A 15,805-nucleotide genomic window follows, 5' to 3' on the forward strand; every position below is an offset into this window, starting at 1 on the left:
TGCTCCCGGGAGTACGCGCCGAAGGCCCCATCCATGGGGCCTCAGCGCTTGACGGGCATCCATGCCCGTCACCTCCCTCCGCATGCCCTTCGCTCGGCCTACTGAAGTCGCAATCTGTGTCGCCTGGACTATCGCGCGCTTAAAAGCAAAAACAACGGCAACGGCAACGGCAACGGCAACGGCAACGGCAACGAGTCGATCTGATCAGCGATCCTTGAACTGTGCCTCGCGCTTGGCGATGAAGGCGGCCATGCCTTCTTTCTGGTCTTCGGTAGAGAACGCCGCATGGAACACCCGACGCTCAAAGCGCACACCCTCGCTGAGGGTAACCTCAAACGCGCGGTTGACGCTCTCCTTGACCATCATGCTCACCGGAATCGACTTGCTGGCAATGGTCGCCGCCACTTTCAGCGCCTCTTCCACCAGTTCCGCCTGCGGCACGATCCGCGCCACCAGCCCCGCACGCTCAGCCTCTTCAGCGCCCATCAGACGCCCCGTCAAGCACAGCTCCATGGACTTGGCCTTACCCACCGCGCGGGTCAGCCGCTGGGTACCGCCCATGCCCGGCAACACGCCAAGGTTGATTTCCGGCTGGCCGAACTTCGCGTTGTCAGCCGCAAGGATGAAGTCGCACATCATCGCCAGCTCGCAGCCGCCGCCCAAGGCGAAGCCGGACACCGCCGCGATGATCGGCTTGCGGCGGTTGGCGATACGGTCGGCATCGCTGAACAGGTCATCGACGTAAATCTGCGGGTACCGCAGTTCAGCCATTTCCTTGATATCGGCACCAGCGGCAAACGCCTTGGCCGACCCGGTCAGCACCACGCAGCCGATGTTCGGGTCACGCTCGAGCTGGTCGAGGGCCTGATTGATCTCGCCGACGATCTGCGCATTCAGCGCATTAAGCGCCTGTGGGCGGTTGAGGGTGATCAGGCCGACCTTTCCGTGGATGTCCAACAGGATGGTTTCGAATCCCATGCAGTCTGCTCCTTCAAAGATTACGCGCAATGACCATGCGCTGAATGTCGCTGGTGCCTTCGTAGATCTGGCAAACCCGAACGTCGCGGTAGATCCGCTCCAGCGGGAAGTCACTCAGATAGCCATAACCGCCCAGGGTCTGCAAGGCATCCGAACAGACCTTTTCGGCCATTTCCGAGGCAAACAGCTTGGCCATCGACGCTTCCACCAGCGCTGGGCGCCCGGCATCCCGCAGCGCGGCGGCGTGCATCACCATTTGCCGGGCCACGGCAATTTTCGTCGCCATGTCGGCCAGGCGGAAGGCCACTGCCTGGTGCTCGATCAGCGCCTTGCCAAAGCTCTGGCGCTCGCTGGCGTAGTCGCGTGCCACTTCGAATGCCGCACGGGCCATGCCCACAGCCTGTGAGGCGATACCGATGCGGCCGCCTTCCAGATTGGCCAGGGCAATCTTGTAGCCCTCGCCTTCGGCACCCAGGCGATTGGCCACCGGTACCCGCACATTGTCGAAGACGATCTGGCAGGTGTCAGAGGCGTGCTGGCCGAGTTTGTCCTCGACCCGCGCTACCTGATAGCCAGGCGAGTCGGTGGGCACGATGAACGCGCTGATACCCCGTTTGCCGGCGCTCGGGTCGGTCACGGCAAACACGATCACCACACCGGCATTCTGCCCCGATGTGATGAATTGCTTGCTGCCACTGAGCACGTAGTGGTCACCATCCAGGCGTGCGCGAGCCTTCAGGCTGCTGGCGTCAGAGCCGGCCTGCGGTTCGGTCAGGGCAAAGGCGCCGAGCATCGCGCCGCTGGCCAGTGGCGTGAGGAACTGTTCTTTCTGCGACTCGGTGCCGAAGCGCAGGATCGGTACGCAGCCAACCGAGTTATGCACGCTCATGATGGTCGAGCAGGCACCATCACCGGCTGCAATCTCTTCCAGAGCCATGGCGTAGGCTACATACCCCGTATCGCTGCCGCCCCACTGTTCAGGCACTAGCATGCCGAACAGGCCCAGTTCGGCCATTTCAACAATGGCCTCTTTCGGAAAGCGGTGTTCCTTGTCCCATTGCTCGGCAAAAGGCTTGAGGCGCTCCTGGGCGAAGGCGCGTACCGCATCGGCGATCTGTTGTTGCTCATCAGTTACCAGCATGGTTCACCTCAATACACGCATTCGACAGCCATGGCCGTGGCTTCGCCACCGCCAATGCAGATGGCCGCTATGCCACGGCGCAGGTTGTTCTGGCGCAGGGCCGACAGCAAGGTCACCAGAATACGTGCGCCCGAGGCGCCGATCGGGTGGCCGAGGGCACAGGCACCACCGTGGATGTTGACCTTGTCGTGTGGCAGGTCGAGGTGCTTCATGGCCGCCAGGGTGACCACGGCGAAGGCCTCGTTGATCTCGAACAGGTCAACTTCGCCCAGGCTCCAGCCGGTCCGCTTCATCAGCTTGTCGATAGCGCCGATCGGCGCGGTCGGGAACAGCGCCGGGGTGTCTGCGAAGGCAGCGTGGCCATGGATCACCGCCAGCGGCTTGAGGCCACGCCTGTCGGCTTCGGAGCGGCGCATCAGCACCAGCGCCGCAGCACCATCGGAAATCGAGCTGGAGTTGGCGGCAGTCACTGTGCCGCCCTCACGGAAGGCTGGTTTGAGCTGCGGAATCTTGTCCAGCCGGGCCTTGGGCGGCTGCTCGTCATCCGTGACCATGCGCGTTTCCTTACCTTCGGTGACTTGCACCGGCACGATCTCAGCGGCGAAACGGCCGTGTTTGATCGCTTCCTGCGCCCGGGTCAGCGAAGCAATGGCGAAGTTGTCCTGGGCTTCACGGCTGAAGGCGCCGCTCTGCGCACAGTCCTCGGCAAACGTGCCCATCAGTCGGCCTTTGTCATAGGCGTCTTCCAGGCCATCCAGGAACATATGGTCGATGATCTTGCCGTGCCCCATGCGGTACCCCCCACGGGCCTTGTCCAGCAGGTACGGCGCGTTGGTCATGCTTTCCATGCCGCCGGCCACCACCACATCGGCCGTGCCGGCCAGCAGCAGGTCATGGGCCATGATCGCCGCCTGCATGCCTGAGCCACACATCTTGTTCAGGGTGGTACAGGTGGTGTGCTTGCCCAGCCCGGCGCCCAGCGCCGCCTGGCGTGCAGGGGCCTGGCCCTGGCCTGCTGGCAGCACGCAGCCGAACAGCACCTGCTCGACGCTGGCGGCGTCGATACCCGCGCGCTCGACGGCGCCACGAATTGCCGCGCTGCCCAGTTGCGGCGCGGTCAGGCTCTTGAGGTCGCCCTGCAGGCCGCCCATGGGCGTGCGCACGGCACTGACGATAACGATCGGATCATTGGCGAGGGTCATGTCCATTACTCCTTACTTGGCAGCCATGCGCAGCGCACCGTCGAGGCGGATCACCTCGCCGTTGAGCATGCTGTTCTCGATGATGTGGCGAGCCAACGCCGCGTACTCCTGCGGGCGGCCCAGGCGGGGCGGGAACGGCACACCCGCTGCCAACGATGTGCGCACCTCGTCGCTCATGCCAGCCATCATCGGCGTTTCGAAGATTCCCGGGGCAATGGTCATGACGCGGATCCCAAAGCGTGCCAGCTCGCGCGCGGCCGGCAAGGTCAAGCTGGCGATCGCACCCTTGGAGGCCGCGTACGCGGCCTGGCCGATCTGGCCGTCATAGGCGGCGATGGAGGCCGTGTTGATGATCACCCCACGCTCACCACCCTCATCGGCAACCCCTTCGGCCATGGCTGCTGCGGCCAGGCGCAGCAAGTTGAAGCTGCCGACCAGGTTGACATTGATGACCTTGGCGAAGCTGGCCAAACCATGCGGGCCCTGCTTGCCCAAGACCTTCTCGGCACCGACGATACCGGCGCAATTGATCAGCCCATGAAGGCTACCAAAGGCGCTGAGCGCGGCATCGACTGCCGCCTGGGCGGCCTGCTCGTCGCTGATATCGGCGACCGCGAAACGGGCGCCGTCACCCAGTTCGCGTGCCTTGGCCTCGACGGCCTGGGCATTGAGGTCGACCAGCATGACCTTGGCGCCGGCCTCGACCAGCATCTGCGCGGTAGCGGCGCCCAACCCGGAGGCGGCGCCGCTGACGATGAAATGTTTGTTGGCTATGTGCATGATCGGTTTTTCCTTTCAGGCGCTGGCAGGGGTGGCCTGTTGCGCTTGTTGTTTGGCGACTTCCTGATTACGCAGGATGAAGCGTTGCAGCTTGCCGCTCGGGGTCTTGGGTAGCTCGCTGACGAATTCGATTTCGCGGGGGTAGGCATGCGCATATAAACGCTTGCGCACATGCTGGCGCAGGGTCTCCTCAAGTTCGGCACTGCCGTTGTAGCCGTTGGCCAAGACCACGAAGGCCTTGATAAGCTCGGTACGCTCAGGGTCCGGCTTGCCGATCACTGCCGCCTCGATCACCGCCGGGTGCTCGATCAGCGCGCTTTCCACATCGAAGGGGCCTACCCGGTAACCGGATGTGGTGATCACGTCGTCGCTGCGCCCGACGAAGCTGATGCTGCCGTCCTGGTTCAGCTCTACGGTGTCGCCGCTGAGGTAGTACTTGCCGACGAAGGCTTTGGTCGGCAGGCCGTGGTAGCCACCAAACCAGCACAGCGGCGATTGTTCGCGGTCGACCGCCAGGATTCCCGGCCGCCCGGCCGGCAGCTCGCGCCCCTGCTCATCCAGCACCACAATGCGGTGGCCGGGAATGGCAAAGCCGGCCGAGCCCAACTGCACCGGGTGCTGGAGGCCGTGATGATTGCACAGCACCATGCCCAGTTCGGTCTGCCCGTAGTGATCGTGAATGGTCACCCCCAGTTCGTGGGCGAACCAGCGGATCACTTCCGGGTTGAGCGGCTCGCCAGCACTGCTGACCGCCCGTAAACGGCCCTTGATCGGGGCCGAGAAATCATCGCCAGCAGCAATCAGCATGCGGTACGCGGTGGGCGAGCCAGCCAGGTTGGTGATGCCCAGTTTGGCGATGACCCGCGCGCAGCTGTCAACGCTGAACGGGCCATCGTAGAAGGTGGTGGCATGGCCCAGCGACAACGGGCCGGTGACGGCGTAATACAGCCCATAGGCCCAGCCCGGATCGGCCAGGTTCCAGAAGTTATCCGTTGGCTGCAGGTCGATGGCATCGCGCATGTAGCCCTGGAAAGCAACGATTGCACGCAGCGGGACCTCCAGCGGCTTGGCCGGGCCCGTGGTACCGGACGTGAACATCAACAGGAAAGGATCGTCACCCGTCCGCATGACCGGCTCGCAGACACTGTGAGCGGCCTCCAGAGCCTGATGAAAATCCAGCTCGCCGGCAGCGGCGCCCACGGTAACGACAAGCGGGCAGCCCACGACTTCGTCAAGCTTGCACCGGTTGCCGTGGTCAGTGACGACCACCTTGGCGTGGGATTGCTCAAGCCGGTGCTCGATGGCCTTGGGACCGAAGGCCGTGAACAGCGGCTGGTAGACCGCCCCCAGGCGCCACGTGGCAAGGATGGTTACCAATAGCTCAGGGGTCCGCGGCATAAGCCCGGCAACCCTGTCGCCAGCCTGCACGCCTTGCGCCTTCAGCACATTGGCAAAACGGGTGGCCAAGGCCTGGAGCTGGTCAAAACTGTAGCGCTGGGTATCACCGTCACGGCCCTCCCAGATCAAGGCAGGCCGGTCGCTGCCAACGTGCCGGTCGCAGCATTCTACACAGGCATTGAGGGCTGCGAGGTTACCGTGCAGCGCTTCAATGGCTGCCTGGTTGAGCTCGAACGAACGAGCGGCCTCGGCGTAATCACGCATCGTCGGACTCCTGGTTTCTTGTTGTTGGAGTGGAACCATCGGTCCGACGATGTTCGCGCCGCGCACCTCATGCGGCAATGGCCAAAGCTGTCAATCTGGATGACCGGTTTGGCCGCTGCCGGCCTCAAGCCTGGCCACGCTCCTTGCCATATAACAGTTGGTGAGTCAGGCGCACCAACAGGGCTCTCTCGTCCTGGTCGCGTTCGATGGCCAGGTCGTCAAGGCGTTGGGTGAATTCAGCGGGGGCAAGTTCGGCACGCTGCTGCTCTACCCGCTGTACGCGGTCCTGATAGACGCGCTCCAGGTTGGTGAAATACTCGCTGCTGCGTTCGCGCAGGTACCGCTGCCAAAACTCGCGCTGGGCCAGACTACGCGACAGGTTGGGCAAGGTTTCAGCCTCCCTGACTCGACGGAACGCCTGCGCAATGGTTGCATCGCTAACCCCCGCCGTTTCGCTGACATCCATGGTCTGTGGCTGGAAGGGCAGCTGCAGGACCTTGCTCAGCTTGATGCGGAAATACAGGTTGATCGTGTCGATGGTATCGTCGTCAACAAACTGTCCAAGCCCTGCGCGTCGAGCTGTTTCGGCAGTGGCCCGTCGCTCGACGTGCTCCAGCCGGAACAAGCCCCGCCCAAGCTCAAGCAATTGATTGCCGCGATCAGGTGACGTGTTGTTTTCAGCCTGGGCAATCGCTGCCCGGTTGAGCAAATCGCTGAAGCGGCGAACGACGCGGTTGATCGGGCCGAACGGGGGGCGTAACTCGGCGAACACTTCCGTACGCAACGCCGTATTGCTGTACACGGCATCCAACAGCGTCCACAGGTTGCCACGCAAGTTCTGGCTGGCGTTGACATAGTCGGTGGTGCGTTCCAACTGCTCAATCAGGGCAAACAAACCGACGCTGTCAGGCATGCCTGCCAATTCATCCCACTGCCGCCCTCGCGCCTGCAAAGTGCTGGGCTCGCTACCCCCCACCCAAAGCGAACGTGCCCGTTGCAGCCCTTTCAACGATGGCGAAGGCATTGCCCCCTCCTCCAGAATGACATCGAGGGCATACAGGCGCTGCACGTCATAGGTGCTGAGGGGGTTGCGCATCACCACGAATATATGGCGAAAGTACTGCGGCATCCTCAGGATAACTTCCGGTATTACCTTCAGGTGATTACCACTCAAGTTCACTTTCTCGAGTGTGCTGCACAGTTCGAGGCCACTCGGCCAGACGCTCAGCCGGCAATGCTGTAAATCCAGCTCACGTAAATGAGACAGCTGGTTGTAGGGCACGGGGTATTGCCCCAACGGGTTGTAACTTAGGTCAATCGTTTCCAGCCGAGGGAGACCGTTGATTGCGCTGATGGTGCTAAAGCTCAGGTGAATGTTGTTACGAGCCAGGCGCAAGGTGCGCAGCTCGATAAGGTAGGCGATGCCTATTGGTACTGCAGATAGCTGGTTGCCGACAAGGTTCACCTCGGTCAGGGCGGTAAGGCCGTGCAGGAAGTCCACTGGCACGACCGTCAGCGCGGTGTCGTTGATCACTAATGAAACGAGGCGTGGGAAGTCCACCGACAACGGCAATGACGGGAGTGTCGTGATGCTTGGCCCCTCCAGCCTGAGGCGCTGGCCAATGATGTTTCCTTCGCTGTCGTAAACCTGTTCGCCCTGGAAACGCCAAGCCCTGCGAATGCTGTCAGCGACAACCTTTCGGCAGGTTTGGCGGGCCTCGTTCAATTCGCTGCCATGCCATTGGTTGAGTGCCCGATCCAATCGGTTGTAGCTATCCTCCAGATCCAGCAGGTGCTGGAATGCCTGATCACCGAAGCCTTGCAGGCGTACGACCTCTTGCTCGAGCTCGACGTCACCGAGCCCTCGGTACAGTACCCCCAGGCGTGCGCGCAACAGCTGCTGCAGGCTGGTACCGGCTTCGCCACGGCCGCTCAACAGATAGCCAACCCTGCCATTGGTCAAACGCTGGCCGGGGTTGAACCACGGGGCTTGCTCACGCCATCCGAGCAGGTGCAGGCGGGCGGTGCGCGTGTCTGGCACCAAGGCCTGGAGCTTGGCACGCAATAGCGCGGCAGGCTGCTCAGCGGGCAACCCCATTCGGCTGAGCTGCTCGGGCGTCAGCAGAGCGGCAAGGGCCTGAAAGATCGTGCCTGGTTCGGCGACTTCTGCGGAATGTTCATAGCCCTGCCCATCGAACAAGCGAAAACGTCCGTTGGCATGGACCAGTGACACGGTTTCACCTTCGGTCGACATGGCCGACAGCCGGGTCAGCAAACGACCGTAGGGCGAGCCGTCGCGTAACGCCACTCCGAGCTGCGACGGCCAGTTGGGCAGCCTCGTCAGCAAGTTGATCACCAGTTCCCCGGCCTCGTCTGTGTAAGCACTGCTTAGAAACAGGCCCTGCACTGCCCGGTCCAGCCGCGCCAGCTGCGACAAGAAGCGCGCCTTGGTCGCCATCTTCACAGACAGCTTGTCGAGCCCGGAAAGCTTCGCCTGGGCGTTATCGGCTTCGGCCACGACCTCCGCGACATAGGCGTCAGGCAAGTGGGGGAAGTCACGCTTGACCAACCTGGCTACGGGGTCATCCGGCAGCCTGATCCGGGTCAGATGCTGCAGCAGAGGCCCCTCCAGCTGCGGCTGCTGCTGCAGCAAAGCGGCTTTGAGGGCGGCCGGATCCAAGGCCGCCATTCCCGGCCGGGCCAGGCACCACGCCTGGATCTCGGCATCCCCCCCCACCACCGATGCATCGCCAAGTGATGTAAAGAATGCCTCGATACGGGTGTTGGCATCGAACCGCCGCAAGGTCTCGCGCAGGGTAACCGGCAGCGGGCGGTTCTCAATTATCAGGCCGCGGAGTATGTCCTTGTTAATGCCCGCCATCTGTACGATCTGCTCTGCATGTTCGGTGCTCAGCGGTGCCTGTAATGGCCACAACGTATCGAGCATGCGGGCGCTGTCACCCCAGGTCTGCGGGCGCGCCGACCGTACATGCCAACTGCGCTCTCCATTGAACTCCACTATGGGTCCAAAGGCCTCATCACCGCGGGGATGACGCAGCCGCCACGGCACCTGCGCCTGCGGGCGATGAACCTCATGGTAGCGATCACCACTGCGCATCCAGCGGCGTGTTCCGCTGCCATACAAGCCATCATCAGCCAGGGTGCGTTCATCAGGCGTCGACTCGTAGACCGTGAGATCGCTGGACCATAGCCGTTGCTGGCCGTTGTCCAGCCTCACCGGCTCAAGGCCATCGACAAAGCGGCTGCGCACAAAGTGGCCGGTAGCGCCGATCACTGCACCCGTCACCGCAACCTGGGCGAAGGTCTCAGCCACACCAAGCAGGTGCTCCAGCGCTTCATGCTGGTGTCCGTACGCCCAGTCCGTCACACCCTCGTAGACCTCGGAAACGGTTTGTACCAGCATTCGCCCCAGCAGCAACTCCCCCACCACAGGGACAAACATGCCGGCCAGATTGGCCACGTCCCAGCCCAGCGACTTCCAGCTTGCCTGGCGCTGTTTGGCCGCCCGTGCATCCGCTTGTGCCAGCGGCACCAACAGCAAGCTGGCGTCGCTTTTTATCCGTTCTACTTGCTGCGCGACCAGCCGTACAAACACGTCACCCTGGCCAGTCGTGCCATCCATCTGCAGGTCAGGCTCTGGGTCTTTGAGACGTGTCTGAAGCAGCTGGACGAAGTCTTGACGGTCCTCAAGCGCAATCAACTGGATAAAGTATTTCTGGTATTCAGGTGCATTCAGCCGCTTGACCATGGCCTGATGCATCTGCCCCAGCGTGAGGAAGTGATGCAGGGCCTGCGACGGGTCGCTGGGAAGATAGAGGACCCAGCCACTTGCCTCACCTGCTACGTCACGCAACGGGATCACCAAGGCATCTGCCACAGGCTTGCCGAGCACGGTCAACAACCCTGGGTAACCTTGCAGGTGCCGGCCCTCACTGTGCTGGGCATCCGCCACCTCGGCCAGCGCCGCACACACCTGCGCGTCCAGGTCACCCTGGATCACTGCCAGCTCAGCAGCCAGCCGGAGCCCCGCCCGCTTTTCCGCGACAAGCAGCTTGCACGTTTGAGCGTTGAAGGTTTGATCAATCAGGGTTTGATACAACCTGCCAGTGTCCAGATCCCTGCACGCTTTCACAAAGGCATCGTCGGCGCGATAGAGCACCTTGCGCCCGCCGTTGACCACAAACTCACCGCGTAGCGGCGTGGCGCCGCTGGGAAAGTTCTGCATCAGGCGCAGCAGCGCGGATTGGCGCACCTCGATCGTCCCCAGGGAAAAACCGAGAAAGCCGTCGCTAACCACCTCGCCCTCGGGTTCAAGCCACTCAAGCTCGTTCAGTTTGCTGCCCGCGGGCAGCCGGCCCTTGAGCAACGTGCCAAGCTTGTCCAAGGCGAAGGTTTGTAGCGGGACAAGCCCCCGAGTGGCTGCGCGTACGTTGTCCTGCCCGGCCTTGTGTTCCTTGAACAGGTTGCGCAGGCGTTTGATTTGTTGCGGGGTTGCTGCACGCAACCATTCGGGCAGCAGCTTGCCAATGAAGGCGTCGGTTGCGCTGGCGCGTGTCGGGGTCTGGGCACTAGGGGCTTCGGTGGGGTTGGCCATGGTGGAGGGCGATCTTCGTTGACATGGGAAACACCCACTCTGTCAGCTGATACACGCCGTCATCAGGGGGAACCTCAGCCACCGGCCCCAGGGCCTGCATGAAACGCCTGGAGAGGAAGGTCAGGCAAGGCAATTTTCAGCGCAGCTTCATCGCGTATCAGGGCTGTTCCGCTGCGGGCGCTTGTCGCCCCAGCACCAGGCTTCGGTAATGCCCCGGATTGCAACTGAACCACTTGCGAAACGCCTTGTAGAACGAGCTGCTGTCGGCAAAGCCCAACCGCTCGGCGATTTCGCCAAGGCCCACGGCGGGGTCGGACAACCAGGCAATGGCCTGCTCGCGGCGTACGCTGTCCTTGAGCCCCTGGTAGGTTTGCCCCTCCTCCGCCAGGCGCCGACGCAAGGTTGAAAGAGAGATGCACAGCCCACCGGCCACGGCTTCGGCATCCGGCCAGCCGGCCGGGTCCATGCGCCGCAACTGATCGCGGATGCGCCGCGCCAGGCTGGCGGGGTCACGGTATTTCACCAGGATATTGTCGGGCGCACCGGCAAGAAACCGCTGCAACTCCTCTTCGCTACGTTTTAGCGGCAGGTCCAGGCAATCAGCCGCGATGATCATGCGCGTACGCGGGCGCTCGAAGCACAGGTTTTCCGAAAACATCACCCGATAATCGTCACAGAACGGCGGCTCGGCGCAGCGCAGGTCAATGGCCAGGATAGGGATGCGCCGCCCGGCCAGCCAGCACGCCACGCCATGCACGATCATCCAGAAGGTGAAATAAGTGAATGCCCGTCGCGGCGTGTCACGCGGTTCGTTGATGACAATTTCGGCCAGGCCCTGCTGACGCACCAGGCTCGGCTGCAGGTCCTCGAGCATCAGCGACAGGAATGCCAGCGCGGTTTCGAGGCCTGCGCCCAATGTCGGCTGGCCCATGCTGGCCCGGCACATGAACGCCAGGCTGCCGCTGCGCAAGCCGCGCGGGTCCATGGCAAAGAATTCGTCGTTGCAGCGCTGCGCCAGCAAACGCCATAGCCGGGCATAAGACTCGGCACTTACCCGCGCCTCGGGCAGGTTCAGTTCCCCGACTGCAATGCCGGCACGGGCCAGCAGGCGGGTATCGGGCTCACCGGCGGGGCATGTCTGCAACAACGCCTCACGCACAAGCTGCATGGAAATGGTGTCTTTATAGCTCATCGACGATCCTGTCGGCCCAGTGCCGGCCATCTTAGGCTGCCCCGCTGAAAACAGCCATCACAGGGCGGAGGCCAGGCCGAGGAACGCCTGGATCAAGCGTAATTCCTTGCGCCGCTCCAGGCACCCGACCATGTGCTGGTTGAGCAGCCCCCGACCCGCCAAGGGCCGGGCCACCACGCGCGGGTCATTGGCCACCTCCGTCGACGACACCACGCCAATCCCCAGTTCCGCGGCCACCGCTTCGGTCACGGCCTCGCGGCTATCCAGTTCCAGCAGCACCCGCGGCTGCACACCGGCAGCACTGCAAGCCTTGTCGAACGTTCGTCGGGTCGTCGAACTGGGTTCCCGCAACACCATGATCTGCTGGTGCAGCTCAGCCAACGGCAAATCGCTTTGCGCCTGCGACCAAGGGTGGCTAGCCGGCAGCAAAGCGCACAAGCGCGACTCGCAAAGGTTCTGCAAGTACAGGCCTTTGCGTGGTTCGATCTCGGTCACCACTGCCACGTCGGCATGCTCGGAAAGCAGCGCAGCCAAGGTTTCCTGGGCGTTACCGAGGCGCAGGTTGACGGTAATGCCCGGGTAGCGCTCGCGCAATACGGCAAGCATCGGCATGACCCGATGCGGGCCGTCAGCGGCCACCTCGAGGCGGCCGGTGAGCAATTGGCGGTTGGCTTCCAGCATGGCCTGGGCTTCTTCGGCCAAACCGAACATGGCTCGGGTAATGGCTGCCAGGCGAGTGCCTTCTTCGGTCAACTCCACCCGCCGCGCGGTGCGCCGCAACAGGGTGATCTGGTAGTGCTCCTCCAGCGCTTTCACGTGCCCGGTCACCGCCGGCTGGCTGATGAACAAACGCGCAGCGGCCCGGGTAAAGCTGCCCTCACGGGCCACGGCATCGAAGGCACGTAACTGGAACAGGTTCATATTTATCGGCCTGACTTATAGCTCGGATAACAACAAACAATTTGATTGATGGCAGCGTGAATTGCAACCTAGGCCCCGTAGCTTCTGCCCACCGCTTGTGAGGAATAACGGAATGAGCAACGCCCCGATTCTGCTGACCCCAGGTCCCCTGACCACTTCAATCCGCACCCGCCAAGCCATGCTGGTGGACTGGGGCTCCTGGGACCGCGACTTCAACCAGCTGACCGCCAGCGTCTGCGAGCAGCTCCTGGCGATCATCGACGGCAGCGCCAGCCACCACTGCGTGCCCTTGCAAGGTAGCGGCACGTTCGCCGTGGAAGCCGCCATCGGTACCCTGGTACCTCGTGACGGCAAGGTACTGGTACTGATCAACGGCGCCTATGGCCAGCGCCTGGCCAAGATCTGCAAGGTGCTGGGCCGCACCTACAGCACCTTCGAAACCGCCGAAGACCAACCGACCACCGCCGCCGATGTCGATCGCCTGCTTACCGCCGACCCGGCCATCACCCACGTGGCACTGATCCACTGCGAAACCAGTACCGGTATCCTCAACCCGCTGCCGGAAATAGCCCAGGTCATCAAACGCCACGGCAAGCGCCTGATCATCGACGCCATGAGCTCGTTCGGCGCGCTGCCGATCGATGCCCGCGAAGTGCCTTTCGAAGCACTGATCGCGGCCTCCGGCAAGTGCCTGGAAGGCGTACCGGGCATGGGCTTCGTATTTGCCGAGAAAACCGCCCTGGCCGCCGCTGAAGGCAATGCCCACTCGCTGGCCATGGACCTGCACGACCAGCACGCTTACATGGCCAAGACCGGCCAGTGGCGCTTCACCCCACCGACCCACGTGGTCGCCGCCCTGCACGAAGCGCTGCAACAGTACAACGAAGAAGGCGGCCTGCCCGCTCGCCACCGGCGGTACGCCGACAACTGCAAGACCCTGCTCGACGGCATGGCCGCCATCGGCCTGCGCAGCTTCCTGCCGGCCGAGATCCAGGCGCCGATCATCGTCACCTTCCACGCACCGAACGATGCCCGTTACCAGTTCAAGGACTTCTACGAGCGAGTCAAGGCCAAAGGCTTCATCCTCTACCCGGGCAAACTGACCCAGGTCGAAACCTTCCGCGTCGGCTGCATCGGCGTAGTCGGTGCGGATGGCATGCAAGCCGCCGTGAATGCCGTGGCCGAAGTGCTGCGGGAAATGGAAGTACTGGACATCTGACCCCCTGCCTACCCGACTTCAGGAATCAGCGCACATGAACTACAGCAACCCAACTCAGCTGCAAGCCGCCATCCTCGACTGGGCCGGTACCGTGGTCGACTTCGGCTCGTTCGCCCCGACCCAGATTTTTGTCGAAGCCTTCGCCGAGTTCGACGTGCAGGTGTCCATCGAGGAAGCCCGCGGGCCAATGGGCATGGGCAAGTGGGACCACATTCGCACCCTGTGTAACGTGCCGGAAATCGCCGAGCGCTACCGCAAAGTATTCGGCCGCACCCCGACCGATGATGATGTCACGGCCATCTACAACCGCTTCATGCCATTGCAGATCGAGAAGATCGCCGTGCACTCGGCGCTGATCCCCGGCGCACTGGAAACCCTCACCGGGCTGCGCCAAAACGGCCTGAAGATCGGCTCGTGCTCGGGCTACCCCAAAGTGGTGATGGACAAGGTGGTGGCGCTGGCGGCGCAGAAGGGCTACGTGGCCGACCATGTGGTAGCCACTGACGAAACCCCGAACGGCCGCCCGTGGCCGGCCCAGGCCCTGGCCAACGTGATCGCCCTGGGCATTGACGATGTAGCGGCCTGCGTGAAGGTCGACGACACCGTGCCAGGCATTCTCGAAGGCCGCCGTGCCGGCATGTGGACTGTGGCGCTGGTGTGCTCGGGTAATGCCCTGGGCCTGACCTGGGAAGGCTACCGCGCGCTGAGCGCGGAAAAGCTGGAAAGCGAGCGCAAGCGCATCCACACGCTGTTTGCCGGCTCGCGCCCGCACTACCTGATCGACACCATCAACGAGCTGCCGGAAGTGATCGCCGACATCAACCGCCGCCTGGCCAAGGGCGAGACGCCACAGGCCTTCTGAAGCCCTGCGCAGCAGCGAGAGTAGCGGCCTCGTGTCGCGACCGGGCCGCATTGCGGCCCGATCAACAGGCCAGCCTGCAAACTGGCCCTCGCCCGCCTGCGCTGGCCAGCTTTACTGCGGCAACTGCACCTGTGGCTTGGTCGCGGCAAAAATCGCCCAGCTGGACACGAACAGCGCCGCAATCAAGGGCCCGATCACAAAGCCGTTGAGGCCGAACACTGCCAGCCCGCCCAACGTCGAGACCAGGATCAGGTAGTCCGGCATACGCGTGTCCTTGCCCACCAGGATCGGCCGCAACAGGTTGTCCACCAGGCCGATCACCAGCACCCCGAACGCGGTCAGGATGATGCCCGACAATATCGCCCCGGTCAGCAGGAAATACGCCGCCACCGGCGCCCAGACGATGCCCGCACCCACTGCCGGCAGCAGCGACAGAAATGCCATCAGCACCGCCCACACCAGCGCGCTGGGGATATCCAGCACCCAGAAGATGAGCCCGCCCAGCGCACCTTGGGTAATCGCCACCAGCACGTTGCCTTTCACCGTCGCCCTCACCACCCGGTTGAACTTCAGCTGCAAGCGGCGCTTCTGATGTTCGGGCAGCGGCACTGCCAGCCGCACCCGGCGCGCCACTTCGGCGCCTTCGCGCAAGAAGAAGAACAGCAAATACATCATGATGCCGAAGCTGATCAGGAACTCGAACGTACCCTGGCCAAAGCTGAACGCCTGGCTGGCCAGCACCTGGCTGCCTTGGGTCGCCCACTTGGTGATCTTGTCGCGCAAGCCGTCGAGGTTGCCCATGCCCAGGTTGTCCAGCCCATGCTGGGCAAACGCCGGGAGCATGTTTATCCCGCGCTCGACGTACCCGGCGATGTCCAGCTGCCCGCTCTCGATGCGCTGGTACAGGGTGGCGCCCTCCTGCACCAGCAACACGCTGGTGATGAATACCGGGAGCACCGCCACCAACAGGCAGACCACCGTCGTGGTGAGCGCCGCCAGGTTGCGCCTGCGGCCAAAGCGAATCAGCAAATTACGTTGCAGCGGGGCGAACAGGATACCCAGCACAACCGCCCAGAAAATCGCGCCGTAGTACGGCAGCAGGATCCAGACAAAGGCAATGGTCACCAGCGCCAGCAGCACTGCCAAGGCTTTGTTCTGTAGAGCGGCTTCGTTCATCTCAGGTCCTCGAATGGCTTATGCGATATTAGTGCGCGCCGCTTGGCCAAAAGTGCC

At 63.0% G+C, this 15,805-nt stretch carries 11 protein-coding genes; 2 read left to right on the forward strand and 9 right to left on the reverse strand.

Annotation, left to right across the window (positions count from 1 at the left end):
- Positions 1-204: 204 nt before the first annotated feature.
- From OO258_RS12480 to OO258_RS12515, 8 genes are all read right to left on the reverse strand, one after another.
- On the reverse strand, positions 205-978 hold the full coding sequence (locus OO258_RS12480; RefSeq protein ID WP_266030752.1) for an enoyl-CoA hydratase: 774 nt from the start codon (positions 976-978) through the stop codon (positions 205-207).
- A 13-nt stretch (positions 979-991) separates the two neighbouring features.
- Positions 992-2,119: an acyl-CoA dehydrogenase gene (locus tag OO258_RS12485; protein ID WP_110746971.1), complete on the reverse strand. Its 1,128-nt coding sequence runs from the start codon at positions 2,117-2,119 to the stop codon at positions 992-994.
- A gap of 8 nt (positions 2,120-2,127) precedes the next feature.
- Positions 2,128-3,321, reverse strand: coding sequence for an acetyl-CoA C-acyltransferase (locus OO258_RS12490; RefSeq protein WP_266030753.1), 1,194 nt, complete (start codon positions 3,319-3,321; stop codon positions 2,128-2,130).
- 12 nt (positions 3,322-3,333) lie between these two features.
- Positions 3,334-4,101, reverse strand: coding sequence for an SDR family NAD(P)-dependent oxidoreductase (locus OO258_RS12495; protein WP_110746967.1), 768 nt, complete (start codon positions 4,099-4,101; stop codon positions 3,334-3,336).
- 15 nt (positions 4,102-4,116) lie between these two features.
- Positions 4,117-5,763: an AMP-binding protein gene (locus OO258_RS12500; RefSeq protein WP_266030756.1), complete on the reverse strand. Its 1,647-nt coding sequence runs from the start codon at positions 5,761-5,763 to the stop codon at positions 4,117-4,119.
- Between the two features lie 124 nt (positions 5,764-5,887).
- Entirely contained in the window at positions 5,888-10,378 is a 4,491-nt protein-coding gene (locus OO258_RS12505) for an NEL-type E3 ubiquitin ligase domain-containing protein (RefSeq protein WP_266030757.1), read from the reverse strand.
- Between the two features lie 157 nt (positions 10,379-10,535).
- Positions 10,536-11,570 carry an AraC family transcriptional regulator gene (locus OO258_RS12510; RefSeq protein WP_266030758.1) on the reverse strand — a complete coding sequence of 345 codons (1,035 nt, stop codon included), beginning with the start codon at positions 11,568-11,570 and terminating at the stop codon, positions 10,536-10,538.
- Between the two features lie 57 nt (positions 11,571-11,627).
- Positions 11,628-12,491: a LysR substrate-binding domain-containing protein gene (locus tag OO258_RS12515; RefSeq protein ID WP_266030759.1), complete on the reverse strand. Its 864-nt coding sequence runs from the start codon at positions 12,489-12,491 to the stop codon at positions 11,628-11,630.
- Between the two features lie 112 nt (positions 12,492-12,603).
- Between OO258_RS12515 and OO258_RS12520 the strand changes: the two genes are divergently transcribed.
- Both OO258_RS12520 and phnX read left to right on the forward strand, forming a co-directional pair.
- Positions 12,604-13,710, forward strand: a complete 1,107-nt coding sequence (locus tag OO258_RS12520) for a 2-aminoethylphosphonate--pyruvate transaminase (RefSeq protein ID WP_266030760.1) — start codon at positions 12,604-12,606, stop codon at positions 13,708-13,710.
- A 34-nt stretch (positions 13,711-13,744) separates the two neighbouring features.
- On the forward strand, positions 13,745-14,572 hold the full coding sequence (gene phnX / locus OO258_RS12525; protein WP_266030761.1) for a phosphonoacetaldehyde hydrolase: 828 nt from the start codon (positions 13,745-13,747) through the stop codon (positions 14,570-14,572).
- A 111-nt stretch (positions 14,573-14,683) separates the two neighbouring features.
- Here phnX and OO258_RS12530 read toward each other — a convergent pair whose 3' ends face one another.
- Positions 14,684-15,748 (reverse strand): AI-2E family transporter, encoded by a 1,065-nt coding sequence (locus OO258_RS12530; protein ID WP_110746952.1) that lies wholly within the window; start codon positions 15,746-15,748, stop codon positions 14,684-14,686.
- Positions 15,749-15,805 lie beyond the last annotated feature (57 nt).

The organism is Pseudomonas sp. DCB_BI, from assembly GCF_026240995.1.
Taxonomy (GTDB): Bacteria; Pseudomonadota; Gammaproteobacteria; order Pseudomonadales; family Pseudomonadaceae; genus Aquipseudomonas.

Excerpts from the sequence above, each read along its gene's own strand:
- OO258_RS12480 (WP_266030752.1), bottom strand. The coding sequence starts at position 978 with ATGGGATTCGAAACCATCCTGTTGGACATCCACGGAAAGGTCGGCCTG.
- OO258_RS12485 (WP_110746971.1), bottom strand. The coding sequence starts at position 2,119 with ATGCTGGTAACTGATGAGCAACAACAGATCGCCGATGCGGTACGCGCC.
- OO258_RS12490 (WP_266030753.1), bottom strand. The coding sequence starts at position 3,321 with ATGACCCTCGCCAATGATCCGATCGTTATCGTCAGTGCCGTGCGCACG.
- OO258_RS12495 (WP_110746967.1), bottom strand. The coding sequence starts at position 4,101 with ATGCACATAGCCAACAAACATTTCATCGTCAGCGGCGCCGCCTCCGGG.
- OO258_RS12500 (WP_266030756.1), bottom strand. The coding sequence starts at position 5,763 with ATGCGTGATTACGCCGAGGCCGCTCGTTCGTTCGAGCTCAACCAGGCA.
- OO258_RS12505 (WP_266030757.1), bottom strand. The coding sequence starts at position 10,378 with ATGGCCAACCCCACCGAAGCCCCTAGTGCCCAGACCCCGACACGCGCC.
- OO258_RS12510 (WP_266030758.1), bottom strand. The coding sequence starts at position 11,570 with ATGAGCTATAAAGACACCATTTCCATGCAGCTTGTGCGTGAGGCGTTG.
- OO258_RS12515 (WP_266030759.1), bottom strand. The coding sequence starts at position 12,491 with ATGAACCTGTTCCAGTTACGTGCCTTCGATGCCGTGGCCCGTGAGGGC.
- OO258_RS12520 (WP_266030760.1), top strand. The coding sequence starts at position 12,604 with ATGAGCAACGCCCCGATTCTGCTGACCCCAGGTCCCCTGACCACTTCA.
- phnX (WP_266030761.1), top strand. The coding sequence starts at position 13,745 with ATGAACTACAGCAACCCAACTCAGCTGCAAGCCGCCATCCTCGACTGG.
- OO258_RS12530 (WP_110746952.1), bottom strand. The coding sequence starts at position 15,748 with ATGAACGAAGCCGCTCTACAGAACAAAGCCTTGGCAGTGCTGCTGGCG.